We start from the raw sequence: 18,348 nt of genomic DNA on the forward strand, positions 1-18,348 counted from the left end.
ATTTGTAATCTTTTTTTATCACGAATTAGAAATCCTATGATCAGGGTTCAGGATTGCAAATCCTGAACAGCTGGATTTTACCCTTTCAAATCAAAAAACAGGAGTAAAATCCACAGGTGGCGTCTTTTTCTTGGTAAAATCCAGATTGTGATACACCGAGAGACGCACTAGATCCCGATTCACATAATCAATCCCGGAGGAGCGCTGCTGCCAGCTTTTGGCGTAGCCGACCTGAAACTGAATATTTTCATTCAAAATATATCCCAGACCTACAAAGGCTCTATTATCCTCAAATGGATTGCGAATGATGGTCTTCCCGGTTTGAATAAACACCTCATTGTATAGGGATAAGAAGTAGGTCCCAGGCTGGAATTTGTAGGAATTCAGTGGGATATAGGAAGATATTTTATACCTCCAACGGTACGTAAGTTCAAATGGTGAACCCACGTAATAATCCCTCCGCCAGCGTTGCTCGGTACGTATTTGATGGTAAAGCTTTGCTTTTCCCAAAGACTGAATGAATAGGGCCTGCTGCCAAAAACGGAATTGATTTACCACTTTATCATAGGGCTGCTCCTGATCAGCATATTCCGGTGGAGCCCAGTAAAATGGCGTCACGATCCCACCGGTGATTTCCAGGTTCTTATTTAAAATATAGCTCAAACCAAATCTGAGGTAAATTTGGCCCATGTTCTGAACCAGTTGATCACGGGTACGCACATGATATTCCCCATAGTAGAATAGCTTTTTACCGATCTTATATTTGGTATAGAAACCATTCCATAGCTCGGATCTTCTGGTCGTATTGCGCTCTTCCGGCTCATCCGCTTGCTGCTGGGCAGTAGCCACGAGTGACATGCTCATTACCCATAGAACGCAGACAGCTAGTTTCATTCTTGTTTTCAAAGCTGAGATTAAATCCGAGTTCATATGGACAATATTTTTTTGAGTTGACTGACTTCACTCATTACTTTTTTGAGATTTCTTTCGAGGCGTCGGGTATTCTTTCCTTTGAGCTCCAGCATTCGGGACTCTAGCGCATCGAGATTGAGTAGCAGGACTTGAACCTCTCGGAAGTCCTCAGAAGACATGATTTTTCCCAAATCATACTCCAAAATCACCTCTGTAGCTTCGATCAATCCCGGCTGTCGAAGTACTTCAAAGTCTGACTCAAAGGTGAAGGGGTCTAGCGTTTTTTCTGTAAATTCTTTGCGGAGCGAACTAGCCAAATTTTCATAGCCCTCCAACTCAGGCAACGTTTCGTCCAAAAACAAAAAGAGATCGAGGATTTCATCGCCTATTTCTGCTTTCTGAAGAAATACTGAATTGCTATTGTATTCATTCAAAAGTGCCTGATAATTAGCCGAACTCAGATTTTGATAGACGGAATCCATCAAAGCTTTATGTCTTTCATTTCGAATAGGAAGAGATTCCTTCAATTCTTTGACGCGTTCTCTTTCACTGAGAATCCTACTTTCCAACACATCCAATCTGGAAGTTTGGCGAAAGTTTACCTGCTGGTTTTTGATGAAAGATTGAATCTTTAGAAAAATCTCATACTCTCTCTCCATATGAGCTAGGAGGTCGATTCCGAGGTTTTTCTTTTCAGCCAATTCTGGAAACTGAAGGACTTTTTCTTTGGGATCCAATTGGAAATAATAAGAAATGGTTTCTGTCGAATTCAGAAAATTCAACCCGTCCTTCATATAATTTTCTTGGTCGAAATACCGGATATCCCCATTTCGGAATAATTCGATCAAGCGCTGATAGTTATCCAATTTTTCATTCAAATACTCGAAATAAGCCTCACTGAAGGCCAATGAGTCCGAGGTATTTTGATTGAGATCGAGAAAATCTTGAATAGCCTTTTGTTCTGATTCGGACTTCAATTCATCATAAATAGCTAAAATGCGATTGTAGCGTTCTTGATCATTATCCGAAATAGGATAAACAAATCGACGCGTAGAAAGTGGATATTTTTTAAGTTTTCCAGTTTCGTCGACAAACTCCTCTTCAAACTGAAGTACTCTACCCAAAGCATCTTCGAGCAAAAAGGTACCCAGATATTGCTCTCGAAATTCATCGCTGGTCTCGGTGTAGCCATCATTGAAAATCAAGCCAAAGGCTTGATCAGAAACCTGATAATCTACCTCCAAGCCACGATTTAATGAATCGAGCTTTTCAATGGCTTTATAAAAAACTACCTCATCGATGATCTCACCGGTAAGTCTATTAAGCTTAGAAAGCCCGATCAAAAAGCCCTTTTCATATCGTCTAGTTTCACGTATGTTAAGATTGCTATCAATAGGATAAATAAATTCCCAATTTCCGGTCATTAATCCCTCTTGATCTACTCGTCCGGATATCTGGTAATTTTTTCCTGGAACCTGAGCGATGAATTTCACAGGTCCAATCAAACTATCACCTTGAAAGCTTAAATCTTCAGTCTTGAATAGCAAAGACGGCTCACCTCCATTCCGAGATTCTTCGCTATATACCCAATCGCCGCTCAGTTTTCCAGTTTGATAGCCCGATTTGAGACTAACAATATGAGAAGTAAGCGCCGCCTCGATTTCTTGGTTGGTTATATCCTGAATAGCAATCTGATGCTCCTCCAACCTGTAGGTCCATGGTCCATCCTTTAGGTTGGTAAGGTAGGCCCCATTTGCTTTTAATTTGGTGAAAAGCCCGGGGCGAAGGCTGTCCATTTTGCTGTAAGCAAAAGAAAAAGGACCATTAAGGATGGGTTCCAGCTCCTCGTCTAGGGTATAGTTGAGCTCAGCGGTACCTCTGAGTTCTTTAAAAGTATAGCCTCCCTTGTAGGATCGTGTGTCTTGCGAAAAACTGAATTGAGCAAGCAGTAGACAGACCAAAAGGCCGAGAATCATTCTGTTCATGGTTTAAATTCAACCAAAAGCCTGCCAAAAAGAATCAAAGTCCCTTTGAGAATTCAGGAGATTCGCCTTGGATTTCGGATGAGTGACTCAATACCAAAGCTTGTTTGGGACATCTTTGACAGTGCAGCAGTTCTACCCGTTCAAGAGGATTTTTTTAAAATGGTCATCCATCCATTTTTTTTTCACTTCGTCGGACTCGATATCCATATTTTTTTAGGGTACTATTTTGTGAATGAAAAAGACGAGTAGACCAGCAATAACTTTGGAATCAAATGGATTCGGGTTTAAATTCCAACCAAATAGCCCACCATGAAACAACTCTTGATTTTCGCTTTAGTCTTACTGAGGGTAGCCTCTTTTGCTCAGCAAAAATCTCCCAACATCCTCTTCTTGATTGCCGACGATTGGTCTTTTCCCCATGCCGGAGTCTACGGAGACCCCGTGGTCAGAACCCCAACTTTTGACCGACTGGCTGGAGAGGGAGCGCTTTTCACAAATGCTTACACCGCCTCGCCTTCCTGTTCCCCTTCCCGGGCTTCTATCCTTCTGGGACGCTATCCGCATGAAAATGGAGACGGGGGAAATCTCTGGTCAGAGTTCCCAAACGCTCATCCTACTTATGTGCAGATTTTGGAGCAAGCCGGCTATTTCACGGGTTCCACCAGAAAAGGCTGGGGGCCTGGAGAATATCAGATAACCGGATTTACCCATAATCCAGCCGGTAAAAGCTACGAGGATTTTGCCACTTTTCTGAAAGAACGAAAGGAAGGCGAACCCTTCACTTTCTGGTTTGGGAGCTCGGACCCGCACCGGGAGTATGTGCCCAATACGGGAATTCAGGCTGGAATGAAATTGGAGGATGTGGTAGTTCCCGGTTTTTTCCCAGACAATGATTGTGTGCGAAATGATATCCTGGATTACTACTTCGAGATCGAGCGTTTTGATCGGGAGTGTGGCCAATTGATTGCGATGCTGGAGGAAATGGGCGAACTCGATAATACCATCATCGTGATGACAAGTGACAATGGCATGCCTTTTCCACGAGCCAAAGCCAATCTTTACGATTATGGAACACGAATGCCTTTGGTAATTCATTGGCCTGAAAAAGTCAAGGCAGGAACGGTAATTCATGATTTTGTGAATTTCGTGGACTTTGCACCGAGCTTTGTGGAGGCTGCGGGGCTATCGCAAAATTCTATGTCTGGACAATCCCTTTGGGGACTTTTGGCGGGAGAAACACAGAATCGGAAACAAGTTTTTCTAGAAAGAGAGCGCCATGCCAATGTACGAATGGGCGACCTCAGCTACCCCATGCGAGCCGTCAGAAACCATGAGTATCTCTACATCTGGAATCCTATGCCGGAGCGCAATCCCGCTGGAGATCCGACCGTGCATCAGTCGGTCGGCCAATATGGCGATGTGGATCATTCCATTACCAAGTTCTTGATTATGGAAATGGAGGGGAAAGCCCAAGCTGGCCAACTTGATTTATTTCAACTCAGCTTTGGCCAAAGACCTGAAGAGGAGCTCTACGACGTAAAGAAAGACCCCTATCAGTTGAATAATCTGGCCGCTGACCCGGCTTTTGCCGAAGTCAAAACCGCATTGCGTGAGCAAATCTTAGCATGGATGGAAGAAACGAATGATCCCCGATTTAAAGACCCAAGATCGACCTTTTGGGATCAGGTAAGGTATACGCCCAACTATCAGATGAAGGATATCGACTGGAGAAAACAAATCGAGGAATATCGGATTATGCCTCCTTTTGGAAAATTTGCAAAGGAGGGGATACCATGTAATTGAAATTCCTATCCCGTTATTTTAAAATCATAGCCCCTCCATTCGGCTCATACCCTATTCGATGGGTATTGACATATAGTGAATCACCATCAACCGCGTCAAAAGGCCCAGTATAGACGGACCAGTTATCCAGAGTAGACTTTCTGTATCCAATCGAAGCTCCTGGCATATCTACATTGATACTTACTTTTCCCTCATAAAAAGTGATTTCGGGAGCAGAAGTCATAGGGGGAGAATCCTTTCCTCCCCACCATTCGCGTACCATTTCTTGTTCATTCATCGCTCCAAGATCTCCATAGTCTTCGATCCACTGAAGATGAGCAGCCCGTAGTTCTTGAAGCTTTTCAGAATATTCAGGATCCTCTGCGAGATTCTTGAATTCGTAAGGATCAGCATCCGTGTCGTAAAGCTCCTCCTCAGGTTTGGTAGGGGCAAACCATCGAGCTTGATTTTCATCCAGTTTACCCTGCTCATTCAGCTCCAGCAGATGAATCATAAGGGGGTTGTTTAAGCGATATTGGATATTCTGATAGTTGGGCTTCTCTGGCATGTAATTACGGATGTATTTAAATCGGCCGTCGGAAACAGCCCGTACCCGATCATACTCCGAGTCCATCCGATCGCGAGCAGCATAAATGTATTTTCGGGGATCACTCCTTTGCTCTCCGAGAAAAGCCTGCCCTTGCATACTTTCTGGAATCCGCACACCTGCTAGTGACAGGACCGTTGGTCCAAAATCCACAAAGCTCACCAATTCGTCTATTTGCCCGCCTCTTTCCAAAAACGGTGCCTTGATAATCAAGGGCACCTTTAAGCCTCGATCATAAAGCTCCCGCTTGGCATAGGGCAAACCATCTCCATGATCGCCATAAAAGAAAATAATAGAATTGTCATAGAGCCCATCTTCTTTGAGTTGGGCGATCACCTCTCCCACCTGCATATCCATACGCATGGCGTTGGTGATAAATCTCGCCATCACTGCCCTACTGATCAGGTCATCCGGGTAGTAAGGAGGAATAAACACATCTGCCGGGTCCACCAAAAGAGTCTCATCTGCTCGAGCCCAGACCTGAGATTCATGTGATGTGGTGAAATTGAAAATAGAGAAAAAAGGTTGGTTGGGATCTTTTCGGTTTCTCCAGTGAGCCTCACGGCTGCTCTCGTCCCACATCGTGACTGGGCTTCGGAATTGGTAATCCTCTTTCACATTGTTACTCGTATAATATCCCGCCATTCGAAGTAGTTCAGGGTAAGTTTTCATATCAGCCGGAATGACCGCGGAGTAAGACTGGTGACCTAGAGGATATGCATCAAGTGCATTTTGGGACATTCCGAGGGTCCGCATGTGGTGGGCACCAATACTCGTCTGATAGGCTCCCGTAATCAAAGCCGCACGACTAGGCGCACAAACTCCAGCTGTGGAATAAGCTTCTGAATAAAACACTCCAACCGCTGCCAATGCATCCAAATGAGGAGTACTCCCACCGGTACCTCCATAGGCTCCCAAATGCTGCGGAGAAAGGTCTTCCGCTACAATCCAAATGATATTTGGTCGAACAGGAAATTCGATTGGAGCTTTATTATCTTGTTCCTTAGGAGAACAAGAAATCGCAACAGAAAAAAGAAGTAGCAGGAAGAAATAATCGATTTTCATAGAAAAGACGCTTAGAAAAAGAAGATAAGGCCTTTTGCCAAAATAATCTAAAATGGCTCCAAAATCCACTCTTCAATCCTGAAAATCATTAAATTAGGTGATATGGATAAAACGATTCTTACTTTTTTCATCGGGGGCTTGATCCTTTTTATTTTTTCAATTTCCCAGTTATCCAAAAAGCTCCAAGATTTTTTCCAGGAAGGAACTAATCAACAAATCGAAAAATTCACGGATAAAGTGCTGAAATCCCTTTTTTTAGGGATTTTGGCTACCATTATTCTAGGGTCATCTTCGGCAGTAATAATCATTACAATTGTATTGATTAATGCACGTGCGATTTCTTTCAAAAATTCCATGGGTGTGATTTTAGGCGCAAACATTGGCACCACATTTACCAGTCAGCTCATAGCGCTGAATATTTCGGAATATGCTGTATATGTCATGGCTCTTGGGCTGGTGATGATGATTTTCGGAGGAAAACGAAAGCTTAATTCTTACGGGCAGATACTTTTCTATTTTGGACTTCTGTTTTTTGGACTGTATGTTATGGAGCATTCAGTCCTCCCGCTTCGCGAAAGCGAGTTTTTTACCAACCAATTGGCTCAAATCGGCGACAATCCCCTGAGAGGGGTATGGGTAGGCGGGCTGACCACCTTGGTGATCCAATCAAGTAGTGCCACTGTTGGCATTGCCATTCTACTTGGCAAACAAGGTCTGCTCAGTTCAGCTGGTGGACTGGCTGTCATGCTCGGTGCAGAATTAGGAACCTGTTCCGACACTTTATTAGCCACCATAAACGGATCGAGAGCAGCATTTCGCGCTGGAGTATTTCATGTATCCTTCAATTTGCTAAGCATCACTATCGGTCTTTTGCTATTTGATCAGTTTACAAATCTCGTGACATGGGTGAGTCAGACCCAAGAAATCGAAAAGCTCATTGCCAACGGTCACTTGTTGTTCAATTGTTTGGGAGTACTGATTATTTTGCCTTTTTTAGGTTTGCTCGGAAAAATACTAATCAGGCTAATCCCTGATAAAAAACCAACAACTTAACCCTTATGCCAAATTTCAAAGTATTGATTCTTGCTTTTGTGTTAGTGACGAGTTGTTCCTTTGCACAGCAAAAAGTCTGGCTCGATGCCGACACGGGCAATGAGATGGATGATCTCTATGCCATTGCCCATTTGGTGAAATCGGATAAAATCAATTTGATCGGGCTAAGTTCAGCCCACTTCAACAATGCCGATCTAAATGTCTTCGAAAAGTGGAATGCCTACGATGCTGCTACCCTAAAACCCGTTGAAGAAAGCCAACGACTCAACGAAGAAATTCTGGCCGCATTAGACCGCATGGACATCCCTCACCCGATAGGCGCGGATCGACAAATCGGAAGGGCCTGGGGTCAGCAAGACCCGAGAGATTCACCAGCTGCTCAGGCGATTATAGCGGAGGCTAGAAAGATGAGTGGAGATGAAAAGCTCGATATTCTTACGCTTGGCGCCATGACGAATATTGCCACGGCCCTGATGCTAGCCCCAGACATCAAAGATAAAATCAGACTTTATTCCCTAGGTTCCTGGTATACTCCGGAAACGAAAGCATGGAATAAAAGTGAGTTTAATATCCGCTGCGACTTAAATGCTTTCGACTACCTACTCAATCTCGATGGTCTGGACTTCACGATTATGACCACAACAACTGCCTTTGCTTTAAAATTTGACCGCGACGATACCTATGATAAATTGGATGAATCCGTGGAGATCGAAAGAATCCTTGCAGATCGATGGAGAGTGCAAAATCCTCAAGATAAAACCCGTGTAATGTGGGATTTGGCTTTGGTGGAAGCCTACTTACATCCGGAATGGTCTACCATCTCCGAAGTCATGACTCCTCCAGAAAACACACAACGAAAAGTGAATGTCTACACCAATATTGAAGCTGAAAAGATGAAAGCAGAGTTTTGGAGAATCATTAAAGAATAGTAATTGCAATAAAAACAAGACCCAAAATAATTATGGCTCCCTTAAAAAAAATCAATCGAAGAGAATTCATAGGCTCTGCAGCCACAGTAGCCGCAAGCATCACGGTGGTGCCCTCAAATGCCATCGCCGGGCTCGGCCATATTCCTCCTTCCGATCAGATCACCGTAGCCAATATCGGCTGTGGGACCCAAGGGCTCCGCGAAATGGGAGAGCTTCTTGAAAATCCCAAAGTACGAGTGACCGCAGTTTGCGACTCCAATAAATACTCCACAGATTACATTGACTGGTCTCCTAATGGAATCAGAAATGGAATTCGGCGCACCTTGGGAGATGATTCTTGGTGGGAAGGAGTACCGGGCATTCCTGGAGGAAGAGACGTAGGACAAGCTTATGTTGACAAATTCTATTCTAAAAATGCACCTTCTGGAGGATATGCTGGCTGCAATTCGTACGAGGATTTTAGAGAGCTTTTTGAAAAAGAAAAAGGTCTCGATGCCATCAAGATCATGACGCCTGACCATACACATGCTGCTATTGCACTAGCGGCGATGGATCTCGGTATTAATGTCGTGACTCACAAGCCGATTTCTAATCGATTGATTGAAGGAAGAAAAGTCATCGAAAAAGCTAAATCAACAGGTGCCATTACCCATCTTTTAGCTTGGTCAGATCGGCCGGAATATAGACAGATCAAAGCCTGGATGGATGAAGGATTGATTGGTGAGCTAAAAGAAATTCATAATTGGTCCTATCGACCTGTTTGGCAACAATGGACAAAAAAACCAGAGCCAGCCATGTCCATTCCAGAAGGATTCAACTGGGATCTATGGCTTGGCCCGGAAAAGGACAGACCCTACCATAAAAATTACACCCACAATGTCTTCCGTGGCTGGTACGATTTCGGTGGAGGTTCTATTGCGGATATGGGACATTACAGTTTGTTTCCACTTTTTGAGACTCTTGGAATCAATCGTTCTCCCATTGTGGTGAAAGCCTATGGAACCACCACTAGAGAAGAAGTAGATCAAGTCTATCGTTGGGTAGAAAATGACGTGGCTTTTCCCGCTAGTTGTATGATCAAGTGGAAGTTTCCAGCTCAGGAGATACTTCCTTCTTTTGACTTGTTTTGGTACGACGGAGGAATGAAACCATTTGCTCCAGAAGAGCTCGAAGCAGACGGAAAGGATACACCAGACGAGGGTCTTATGATCGTGGGAACCAAAGGAAAAATCCTAGGAGGATTCCGCGGTGAAAATCCGGTACTCCTACCAGAATCGAGCATGGCTAGTCGACCAGAAAGTGAGCGAATTGATTCGGGAAATGTAAATAGACAAACCCTCGCTTGGGTCGATGCTATTCAGGCTAAGGAGCAAACTCCAGGGAGTTTTATTAAGGCTCAAACCATTACGGATACCGTGAATTTAGGAGCAGTGGCTCTCCGGGCTAATAAAAAAATAGAATTTAACTCAGAAAAACTTGAAATCACCAATGATCCAAATGCCAATAGCTACTTAAATCGAGATTATAGAGCAGGTTGGGAAATATAAATCAAAAGCATTCAAGTATTTTTATTAAATTTCAACGACCAATCAAACCAAAAAGTAAATGAAAAATAGAAGAGAATTTTTAAAAACTGCGAGTTTGTCAGCCGCAGCGATTGGCCTAGGCCTACCCACCCTAAGTTTCGGTGCAAAAAATCCAGAGGACATTTTTAAAATATCACTTGCAGAATGGTCCCTTCAGCGTATCCTTTTTGCTGGAAGAATGGATCACTTGGATTTTGCGAAGCTTGCAAAAAATAATGGCATAGATGCCGTAGAATACGTGAATCAGTTTTTCATGGATAAAGCGACCGACAAGGCCTATCTGAATGAAATGAAAACCAGAGCAGAAGGTGAGGGTGTTACCTCAGTTTTGATCATGGTAGATAACGAAGGAATGCTGGGTGCAGCAACCTCTCAGGGGCGGAGAGATACCGTGGAAAACCACAAAAAATGGGTAGAAGCTGCTGCTCTGTTAGGTTGTCACTCGATCCGAGTAAATTCTTATCACGCTGTACAGTGGTCTGAGGACCCAATGAAGCGTAAGGAAGCAATCGACATTTGTAGCTCCACTTTGCGTAGAATCTGTGAATTTGCCGATGATTTTGATATCAATGTATTGGTGGAAAATCATGGTGGATTCTCCTCAAATGGCAAATGGCTAGCATCACTTATCGATCAAACAGGTCATAATAGAGCTGGTACTTTACCAGACTTTGGGAATTTCAGAATGCACACGGAAGGAGATAAAATCCTCAGCTATGATTCCTATAGAGGTGTGGATGAATTGATGCCATACGCAAAGGGTGTTTCTCTGAAACCTATGGTTTGGGACGATCGAGGAAATGAAAGTCGCTTAGACTATGAGCGAATGATGAAAATCGTACTTTCACATGGCTTCAATGGCTACGTAGGAATCGAGCACGGAGAGCCAAACCGAGAGTGGGAAGGAATCGAAGATATCCGAACAAATCTTGACACGATCCGAAGAACACTTGCCAACCAAGGGTAATTCTTAAATACTAACACTAAAATACCTCCTGCTAAACCGGGAGGTATTTTTTTATGTCAAATTCCTAAGGCCCCCTTATATCCTTAGATGCCTCTTTTTAGTCCTCGAGTTTTTTTAAAATCTAGGCGACTTTCCATTTGAAAAGCATTGTATCCACCAACAACTGACCCTATATTTAAACAAACGAATCTTGGTATGAAAAACATTTCCCTCACCCTCCTTCTACTCAGCTTTTTTGGAACCCTTTCCTTTGCACAGAAAAAACCGGATGTATTCAAAACCCTAGATACTGAACTGGAAAAGGCTCGGGTAGCTTTAAAAACTCCAGGCTTCGCTGTAGCCATCGTCCAAAAAGACAAAATCGTCTATTCTAAGGGTTTTGGCTATAAGGATGTTGAAAATCAGGTTCCGGTAACGGAAAACACGCTTTTTGCCATCGGCTCTTCCTCCAAGGCCTTTACTTCTGCGATTTTGGGTGTGTTACGCAAAGAGGAGAAAATCGATTTTGATGCCCGCCCTGGAAAATACATTCCCGAACTCCGATTTGCCGAACCTTGGATGAATGAACAGATCATCATCAAGGATCTAATGGCACACCGGACCGGATTACCGAGGCATGACTTTTCTTGGTTTATGTTTCCCTCTGAGTCTAAGTCCGAACTGATCAAGCGCATCGAGTTCCAGGAGCCTTTCACAGGATTGCGGCAGCAATGGTACTATAATAACTGGATGTTTTTTCTCCAAGGGGAAATCGGTGCCCGACTCACCGGCAATAGCTGGGAGCAGAATGTGAAAGAACTCTTTTTTGACAAACTAGGCATGACCCGAAGCAATTTCCGCATTCCAGAAATGGAAAAGGATGCTGATAAATCCTTTGGCTATTCGGTAGAGCTGGATGGCAAGACCACCAAAATGGACTACTACAATATTGCTGCCATGGGACCTGCTGGGGCAATCAATTCCAGTGTCTCGGAGATGTCCAACTGGCTAATTACCTGGATCAATGGGGGAAAATTCAAAGGCGAACAAATCATCCCAGAAGACTATGTAAAGGAAGCTATGAGTGCTCAGATGGTCGTGGCGGCAGGAACTCCATCGAAAGAGCATCCCGATGTGCAGTTTTCTAATTATGGCTATGGTTGGTTTTTGGCTTCCTATCGGGGCCACTACAGGGTAGAACACGGAGGAAATATTGATGGCTTTTCGGCTTCAGCTTCCTTTTTCCCCACAGACAGCCTAGGGATCATGATTCTAACCAATCAAAACGGTTCCCCCCTTCCCAATGTCGTCCGAAATATGATTGCCGATCGCATGCTGAATCTGGAACCTGCGGATTGGTTGGGCGAGACAGTCAAGCGACTCGAAGAAGCCAAAGAAGCACAGGCCAAGGCGAAAGCTGCCGCAGACTCCACAGCCAATGCCAGCTTGACCAAACCTTCTCACATCTTGATGGACTACACGGGTACATACGAGCATCCCGGCTATGGCAAGATGGAGATTGACCTGAAAAATGATACGCTCTTTGTGCAGACCGGCCTGCTAGGTGGATTCTTAGAGCATAAAGATTACGATACGTTTAATATGTATTTGATTTATCAAGGCGAACCCAATAAGGACAATGCCTTTCCATTTCAGTTTGTCAGCAATATGACGGGAGATATCTCGGGATTGAAAGCACCTTTGGAGCCTGCACTCGACCCCATCGAATTCAAGCGAACACCAAAGGAAAATGAGCTTTCGGTTGATGACTTGAAAAAGTACGAGGGAGCCTATCTCCTGATGGGCGTGCAGGAAGTAAAGATTTACATCAAGGAGGAAAAACTTTATGCATTTGTGCCCGGTCAGCCTGAGTACGAACTGGTCAATATCGGCGAGCATGAATTCAATCTGAAAGTATTAGAAGGCTTTAAGGTTAAGTTTGAGGAAAAAGACGGGGAAATTATGGCGGTGAGCTTTATTCAGCCGAATGGGACTTTTAGAGGGGAGAGGAAGAAAATTGAGTAAGTCAAAAGGCTGAAATTAAAAGGCTGAAAATGATAGAAACCTTTGAGGTACCATTTCGAAGGAATAACGATTGAGAAATCTCCTCGAAGGTTTTTTTGTTGCTAATTCAAATCCTTCGAGGTTTTGTAAACCTCAAAGGATAGGTACCTCACTCTGGCCCCTCATTTTTAATCGATAATCCCTGACCAATCCAAGTCCCAAAATCAGCAAAGATCCCGAAACAAATGCGGGGATAAGCGAAGACATTTCAGGGAAATAAACGGCGATCATCCAAGACCCAAAGGCGATCAATCCCGCAAAAACTCCAAACCAATTAGTCTTGTAATACCAAGCATAGGGAAAGAAATGCGCTCCCGTAATTATCGCATAGCCTAAGGCAAAGTATTCAGGCTTATATCCCAAAAGAATAAAAAGAAAGGGGAAATAAAATAGCTGCCCTATATTGAAAATCATACCTACCTTATTCAGGGGATTTCCTTCCACATTCCAAGCCGTTTTCATGATTTTCCCAAAAAGCCAAGCCAGAGGCAACATCAGTCCTGAGAGGGAAAAAGTAAGAATACTTTGATTATACAGACTTAGTTCAAGGTTCCAAATCACTGCAATACCAGCCCAAATCATTGCGGCTGCAAAGATAAAATTGACTCCATTTTTGCATCGAATGCTCAGTTCGGTTCTCCATGCGTCGAGCAGTTCTAATTGGTCTGTGTTTAAGGTAGTCGTAGTCGTTTTCATTTTTTTATTTTTTATTTTTTCAAAGCTTAGAGTAGGCCGACTTCAGATTGTTACAGATTTTTAAAATATTTCTCTTGTGGGAAATTTTTTCCCGATTTTGTAACAATTCCCAACAAGCCTGCTCTAAGAAGTAGCTATCAAAAAAACTTGAGAACCAAAGAAGAAGAAGAACTATTCAAGACCCGCTTTGAAGAGCATAAGGATGCAATATTTAGGTTGTGCTTGGGCTACTTTAGTCAAGATACTGCCTTGGCAGAGGATGCGCTACAGGAGACATTTATCAAGGCTTGGATATATAGAGAGCAGTTTCGGGAAGAGGCAAGTTGGCAGACTTGGATCTACCGCATTGCCGTAAACACCTGTCTACTTCAGCTTAAAAAAGAAAAGAAAGAAGCGAAGAAGGCTGAAGAATTGGTAAAGCAGCCTTCGTCTGAATACGATCCTGAAAAAGAAAGGCAGATCCAGCGAATGTATGCCTGTATCGATCAGCTCAGCCCCCAGAATCGAATGCTCATATTGATGGTTTTAGAAGGCATTCCTTATGCTACCATTGAGGACACGTTAGGTCTGAGTTCGGAAAACCTTCGTGTCAAAATCCATAGAATCAAAAAACAACTTTATCCCTGTATCAGTCATGGCAACCTTTGATCCCCTTCAGTCGATTTACAATTCTCAAAATAAAAGGTCGACCGACCTAAAGGCCGACAATGTTCTATTCTCGGCAAAGTCTGCCTTGAAGCAACTGAGGAAAGATCAGTATTGGACCGTAGCAATCATGTCTTCTACCCTGATTCTATTGACTTATTTCTTCTATGAGATCGGCCGGTTTGGTGACTGGCAGCTGATCACGGCCTTGGCCATGATGATCGGATCTTTGGTGCTTAGAGTGGTTCTTGAATTTTCGAGTCGTATGGGATTAAAGAAACTTCAACTTCATTTACCCACATCTGAATTCCTGAACTCAATCCAGCGGTATCACCAGAGTCGAAAAAGAATTCAATCTATATGGACACCAGTCATCTACATCATCTATGGGATAGGAATTGTACTCATGTTGGTGGCAGTTCGACCGTTTCTCTCCACAGGGTTCTATAGTTACTGTGTCATTACCGGATTAGGTTTTTGGATTGGTTTTATCTGGGTAATTCGATTAAGCTATCGCAAAGAGCGGGAACTCTTGAAGGGACTGGAAGAGCTCAGTAGCTAAGGTTTCTGGTTCTCTAGCCATCCAGCGGACTTTTAGTCCTGCTTTGAATCAAAGGGGAATATTTTTAGCTTTCCCCTACGATGATTTTTAAAGGACATACAGGCGAATCTTTACAGCTCGAAATGATTCCAGCAAGCAAATGCTCCGTGGTTCAAGAGCAGGGACAATCAGAATTGGCATTTTTATGGATTTTGGAAAAGTCCGAACTAATCATTGACGGGACACTTATCGAGCTCGAGGCTGACCAAGTCCTGTGTCTGACAGGCTTTCATCAAGTAGCTGTCAAAAGTCTTCCCAAAGCCAATCTGGTTCGGTTCAATCGTCCATTCTTCTGCATCCTAGATCATGATTCTGAAGTGGGCTGTAAAGGGATTCTTTTTTATGGTTCTTCCAAATTACCTATCATCGAACTTGATGAGGAAGGCAAGTCAAAATTGCAGGCACTTTGGCGAGTATTTGAAATGGAGATCAAGGAGGACCCAGACCCTCTCCAATTAGAGATGCTCCAAATGCTCTTAAAGAGATGGTTGATTCTCTGCACGCGCATGTACGCCAAACAAACTAACCTGCAAAAGCTAGACTTCCAGAAATCTGATCTTATCCGCGAGTTTAACTTTTTGGTGGAAATGCATTTTCGCGAAAAACATCAAGTGGCAGATTATGCCAAATTGCTATTTAAATCTCCCAAGACCATTAGTAACGCCTTTTCCAAACTAGGACAGAAAAGCCCCCTAGCCTACATTCATGAGCGTCTGACCCTTGAAGCGAGGAGGCTTTTGGGATATACCGATAAGCCGATCAGTGAGATTGGTTATGAGCTAGGATTTGAAGACGTTCAGAGTTTCAGCCGGTTTTTCAAGAAAAACGAAGGCCTATCCCCCTCAGAATTCAAGGAAAATCTTCGCTTGGGAAAAATTGCCAACTCCTCGGGAAAAAGCGGCTAACCCAAGCCCTACCCTTTGCCGCATCTTTGTATTGTTAATTTATTCAAACCAAAACAAAACTATACAACGATGAAAAATTTCACAGTTCCTACCAGAGACGAAGTATCAGAAAACAATCAGGCCATCTTTGACAGCCTGAACAAAGGACTCGGCTTCGTTCCAAACTTGTACGCCTACTTTGCGAAAAGCGAAACAGCACTTGGTGATTACCTTACTTTACAAAACAGAAAATCTTCGCTAAAAGCAAAAGAAAGAGAAGTCATCAATTTGGTCGTCTCTCAAGTCAATGGGTGTAGGTATTGCCAATCGGCTCATACAGCCTTAGGCAAAATGAATGGATTTTCAGAGGATCAAATTTTGGAAATCCGTGGTGGTTCGGCTTCGTTCGATCCCAAGTTGGATGCCCTAGCAAGATTCACCAAATCTGTGACCGAAAACAGAGGAAGAGCTACAGAGGAAGTCAAAAACGCTTTTTTTGAAGCTGGCTACACTGAGGGTAATTTGGTGGACGCGATCGTGATCGTAGGCGACAAAATCATCTCCAATTACATTCACAATTTGACAGAATTCGCAATTGACTTCCCTATCGCTCCTGAATTAGAACAAGTCACTGTTTAAAATGGAGGAAAATATCCTTTGAGAAGCCAGCCCGAAAAGCTGGCTTTTTTTATGTACAAAGGTCCTTATACATTTGACCATGAAGCAACAACTCGGACAAATCTCCCTACTCGTCAAAGACTATGACGAAGCCATTGATTATTATACCAAAACTCTAGGTTTTGAGCTTCTGGAAGATACCACGCTTTCCGAATCCAAGCGCTGGGTGCGCGTTTCGCCACCCGGTTCCTCTTGTCATTTACTCCTTGCCAAGGCAGCGAATGAGACTCAAGAAAAGCAAATAGGATTTCAGACTGGAGGTAGAGTTTTTCTATTTCTTTATACCGATGATGTTTATCGGGATTATGAAAAATACACTTCCCTAGGAGTAGAATTTATCCGTGAACCCGCTAAGGAGGACTTTGGAATCGTTTCAGTTTTCAAGGATTTGTATGGGAATCTCTGGGATTTGATTGAGTCAAATAGACCGATTTGAACCCAATTTTTTTTATCTTCTACTCTTATTATTTCCAACTTTGAATCAAAACTATGTCCAAATCAAAGGCTAAACTCAATGATATTGCCCGGCAGATGATGAGCGGCGTAGTTCAGATTCTTGTCGAAGGCTACATAGAGGAAGATATTCAATCCGTATTAAATCCATCCGTCAAAATCCCAGGGGTTTGGTCAGGTTCGGGATTCTTTGTAAAGTACCAAGGTCTTGAAGGCTACATCGTCACCAATGCCCATGTTGTTCGGAATGCTGTCAAGATAGAAATCAGTTCCATGCTCACTAGCGAAGAACGATTTGAAGCAGAACTGGTCGGTTTGGTAAAACAGCTGGAACCAGATGTTGCACTAATCAAGCTTAGCGAAAAAGAACTTGAGCGATTCAAAAAAATGGCGATCCAGCCGATCGAATACCTTGAATTAAGAGAAGGTACCAACCCGTCCCGTGGTGAATTAATCAAAGCAATTGGTTATCCCTTGGGAATGGTGGAGCCAAATATCACAGGTGGTGAAATCACGAATTTTATCTCCGGTTCTGAGTTTAGTTCGGAGCGATTTGTAACCAATGCTGCTATAAATCCGGGCAATTCAGGTGGCCCAAGTATCACTGAAGATGGAAAAGTAATCGGCCTTAACACTGCTGTGGTTGTTGATGCGGAAAATATCGGTTTTATCACTCCTGCCAGTTTTATAAAAATAATTATTGACAACCTCATTTTATTGAGTGAGCCTCAGTTCGCAGGCATAGGTGGGAAATTGCAGAAAAATGCAGAAAACTTTAACCCTTATTTGAATCAAACCCAAGCAAAGGGTGTCATCGTCTCCAAAGTCCTTTCCAATGGCTTTTTAGAGGCTGCAAAAATTCAAGCCAAAGATGTGATTCTTTCGATCAATCATGCTGAATTTGATCGTCATGGAATAGTCATCGGAAAGGAAGGTTTATATCGACACAAAAATATTTTTGATGTCATGAAACTGGTTCCGATAGGCGAGGAAGTAACGGTTAAATACTTGAGAAAAGGAAAGGTCCATCGATCCAAGGCTCGAGCAATGCCCAACCCTGAAAAAGGAATTATTTCAAGCCCAATCTTAAATGAACGAGAATATTTAGAGATTTTCGGAATGGTCATCCAGCCCTTGAGTTTTGAAATAATCCATGCCATACAGGAGGTGGACCCGTATGCTCAGATCGAGATGCTAAAAATTTTAGATCAGGAACAGCCCATGCTGGTGGTCACCCATATTCATCATGGTACGCAAGCTGATCAAATGGAATGGCCTCTAGGTGAATTGATACTCAAGGTGAATGAACAGGAAGTCCATACACTTGGTGAGTTAAAAAAAGTACTAAAAGCGACCGATGCTAAAGCAGTGTTGATAGAATGTCAAAGTGGGACGATTGGTTATTTTCAAATTAACCCACCTCAAGAAGATTAACTGAAATCACCTAAAAGATTTAGGAAAC

At 43.2% G+C, this 18,348-nt stretch carries 16 protein-coding genes; 12 read left to right on the forward strand and 4 right to left on the reverse strand.

Features of this window, described 5'->3' with window-relative positions:
* Window positions 1–90: 90 nt before the first annotated feature.
* Together ACFOSV_RS04420 and ACFOSV_RS04425 are read right to left on the reverse strand one after the other, a co-directional pair.
* A complete protein-coding gene (locus tag ACFOSV_RS04420; protein WP_377903794.1) occupies window positions 91–930 on the reverse strand; it encodes a DUF2490 domain-containing protein in 840 nt (279 codons plus the stop codon).
* Complete coding sequence (locus tag ACFOSV_RS04425) at window positions 927–2,897, reverse strand: hypothetical protein (RefSeq protein ID WP_377903796.1); 1,971 nt, start codon at window positions 2,895–2,897, stop codon at window positions 927–929. The genes ACFOSV_RS04420 and ACFOSV_RS04425 overlap by 4 nt, the downstream gene beginning before the upstream one ends.
* A 309-nt stretch (window positions 2,898–3,206) precedes the next feature.
* On the opposite strand from ACFOSV_RS04425, the gene ACFOSV_RS04430 reads away from it, so the two are divergent.
* Window positions 3,207–4,700: a sulfatase family protein gene (locus ACFOSV_RS04430; protein ID WP_377903798.1), complete on the forward strand. Its 1,494-nt coding sequence runs from the start codon at window positions 3,207–3,209 to the stop codon at window positions 4,698–4,700.
* A 13-nt stretch (window positions 4,701–4,713) separates the two neighbouring features.
* On the opposite strand, the gene ACFOSV_RS04435 is transcribed toward ACFOSV_RS04430, so the two are convergent.
* Window positions 4,714–6,351: a sulfatase-like hydrolase/transferase gene (locus ACFOSV_RS04435; protein WP_377903800.1), complete on the reverse strand. Its 1,638-nt coding sequence runs from the start codon at window positions 6,349–6,351 to the stop codon at window positions 4,714–4,716.
* Window positions 6,352–6,453: 102 nt separating this feature from the next.
* Between ACFOSV_RS04435 and ACFOSV_RS04440 the strand changes: the two genes are divergently transcribed.
* The 5 genes from ACFOSV_RS04440 (at window position 6,454) to ACFOSV_RS04460 (ending at window position 12,890) form a co-directional block, all read left to right on the forward strand.
* On the forward strand, window positions 6,454–7,404 hold the full coding sequence (locus ACFOSV_RS04440) for a Na/Pi cotransporter family protein (RefSeq protein WP_377903802.1): 951 nt from the start codon (window positions 6,454–6,456) through the stop codon (window positions 7,402–7,404).
* A gap of 5 nt (window positions 7,405–7,409) precedes the next feature.
* On the forward strand, window positions 7,410–8,333 hold the full coding sequence (locus tag ACFOSV_RS04445; protein WP_377903804.1) for a nucleoside hydrolase: 924 nt from the start codon (window positions 7,410–7,412) through the stop codon (window positions 8,331–8,333).
* A gap of 32 nt (window positions 8,334–8,365) precedes the next feature.
* The gene (locus ACFOSV_RS04450; RefSeq protein WP_377903806.1) at window positions 8,366–9,880 is read left to right on the forward strand and encodes a Gfo/Idh/MocA family oxidoreductase; all 1,515 of its coding nucleotides are present in this window, start codon (window positions 8,366–8,368) and stop codon (window positions 9,878–9,880) included.
* Window positions 9,881–9,938: 58 nt separating this feature from the next.
* Complete coding sequence (locus tag ACFOSV_RS04455; RefSeq protein ID WP_377903808.1) at window positions 9,939–10,886, forward strand: sugar phosphate isomerase/epimerase family protein; 948 nt, start codon at window positions 9,939–9,941, stop codon at window positions 10,884–10,886.
* A 195-nt stretch (window positions 10,887–11,081) separates the two neighbouring features.
* The gene (locus ACFOSV_RS04460) at window positions 11,082–12,890 is read left to right on the forward strand and encodes a serine hydrolase (RefSeq protein ID WP_377903810.1); all 1,809 of its coding nucleotides are present in this window, start codon (window positions 11,082–11,084) and stop codon (window positions 12,888–12,890) included.
* Between the two features lie 132 nt (window positions 12,891–13,022).
* Here the strand turns inward: ACFOSV_RS04460 and ACFOSV_RS04465 are convergent, their stop codons facing one another.
* Complete coding sequence (locus ACFOSV_RS04465; RefSeq protein WP_377903812.1) at window positions 13,023–13,625, reverse strand: DUF7010 family protein; 603 nt, start codon at window positions 13,623–13,625, stop codon at window positions 13,023–13,025.
* A gap of 147 nt (window positions 13,626–13,772) precedes the next feature.
* Here ACFOSV_RS04465 and ACFOSV_RS04470 point away from each other — a divergent pair, with 147 nt between their 5' ends.
* The 6 genes from ACFOSV_RS04470 to ACFOSV_RS04495 all read left to right on the forward strand — a co-directional run bounded on the left by ACFOSV_RS04470 (window position 13,773) and on the right by ACFOSV_RS04495 (window position 18,320).
* Entirely contained in the window at window positions 13,773–14,273 is a 501-nt protein-coding gene (locus ACFOSV_RS04470; RefSeq protein WP_377903814.1) for an RNA polymerase sigma factor, read from the forward strand.
* A complete protein-coding gene (locus tag ACFOSV_RS04475; protein WP_377903816.1) occupies window positions 14,260–14,832 on the forward strand; it encodes a hypothetical protein in 573 nt (190 codons plus the stop codon). Before ACFOSV_RS04470 ends, ACFOSV_RS04475 begins: the two co-directional genes overlap by 14 nt.
* Before the next feature lie 80 nt (window positions 14,833–14,912).
* A complete protein-coding gene (locus ACFOSV_RS04480) occupies window positions 14,913–15,776 on the forward strand; it encodes a helix-turn-helix domain-containing protein (protein ID WP_377903818.1) in 864 nt (287 codons plus the stop codon).
* 69 nt (window positions 15,777–15,845) lie between these two features.
* Window positions 15,846–16,394 carry a carboxymuconolactone decarboxylase family protein gene (locus ACFOSV_RS04485; RefSeq protein WP_377903820.1) on the forward strand — a complete coding sequence of 183 codons (549 nt, stop codon included), beginning with the start codon at window positions 15,846–15,848 and terminating at the stop codon, window positions 16,392–16,394.
* Between the two features lie 79 nt (window positions 16,395–16,473).
* On the forward strand, window positions 16,474–16,869 hold the full coding sequence (locus ACFOSV_RS04490; protein ID WP_377903822.1) for a VOC family protein: 396 nt from the start codon (window positions 16,474–16,476) through the stop codon (window positions 16,867–16,869).
* A 53-nt stretch (window positions 16,870–16,922) separates the two neighbouring features.
* Window positions 16,923–18,320 carry a trypsin-like peptidase domain-containing protein gene (locus ACFOSV_RS04495; protein WP_377903824.1) on the forward strand — a complete coding sequence of 466 codons (1,398 nt, stop codon included), beginning with the start codon at window positions 16,923–16,925 and terminating at the stop codon, window positions 18,318–18,320.
* Window positions 18,321–18,348 lie beyond the last annotated feature (28 nt).

Source organism: Algoriphagus namhaensis (genome assembly GCF_042649705.1).
GTDB lineage: Bacteria > Bacteroidota > Bacteroidia > Cytophagales > Cyclobacteriaceae > Algoriphagus > Algoriphagus namhaensis.

Coding starts and splice junctions, on each gene's coding strand:
- ACFOSV_RS04420 (WP_377903794.1), bottom strand. CDS start 930: ATGAACTCGGATTTAATCTCAGCTTTGAAAACAAGAATGAAACTAGCT.
- ACFOSV_RS04425 (WP_377903796.1), bottom strand. CDS start 2,897: ATGAACAGAATGATTCTCGGCCTTTTGGTCTGTCTACTGCTTGCTCAA.
- ACFOSV_RS04430 (WP_377903798.1), top strand. CDS start 3,207: ATGAAACAACTCTTGATTTTCGCTTTAGTCTTACTGAGGGTAGCCTCT.
- ACFOSV_RS04435 (WP_377903800.1), bottom strand. CDS start 6,351: ATGAAAATCGATTATTTCTTCCTGCTACTTCTTTTTTCTGTTGCGATT.
- ACFOSV_RS04440 (WP_377903802.1), top strand. CDS start 6,454: ATGGATAAAACGATTCTTACTTTTTTCATCGGGGGCTTGATCCTTTTT.
- ACFOSV_RS04445 (WP_377903804.1), top strand. CDS start 7,410: ATGCCAAATTTCAAAGTATTGATTCTTGCTTTTGTGTTAGTGACGAGT.
- ACFOSV_RS04450 (WP_377903806.1), top strand. CDS start 8,366: ATGGCTCCCTTAAAAAAAATCAATCGAAGAGAATTCATAGGCTCTGCA.
- ACFOSV_RS04455 (WP_377903808.1), top strand. CDS start 9,939: ATGAAAAATAGAAGAGAATTTTTAAAAACTGCGAGTTTGTCAGCCGCA.
- ACFOSV_RS04460 (WP_377903810.1), top strand. CDS start 11,082: ATGAAAAACATTTCCCTCACCCTCCTTCTACTCAGCTTTTTTGGAACC.
- ACFOSV_RS04465 (WP_377903812.1), bottom strand. CDS start 13,625: ATGAAAACGACTACGACTACCTTAAACACAGACCAATTAGAACTGCTC.
- ACFOSV_RS04475 (WP_377903816.1), top strand. CDS start 14,260: ATGGCAACCTTTGATCCCCTTCAGTCGATTTACAATTCTCAAAATAAA.
- ACFOSV_RS04480 (WP_377903818.1), top strand. CDS start 14,913: ATGATTTTTAAAGGACATACAGGCGAATCTTTACAGCTCGAAATGATT.
- ACFOSV_RS04485 (WP_377903820.1), top strand. CDS start 15,846: ATGAAAAATTTCACAGTTCCTACCAGAGACGAAGTATCAGAAAACAAT.
- ACFOSV_RS04490 (WP_377903822.1), top strand. CDS start 16,474: ATGAAGCAACAACTCGGACAAATCTCCCTACTCGTCAAAGACTATGAC.
- ACFOSV_RS04495 (WP_377903824.1), top strand. CDS start 16,923: ATGTCCAAATCAAAGGCTAAACTCAATGATATTGCCCGGCAGATGATG.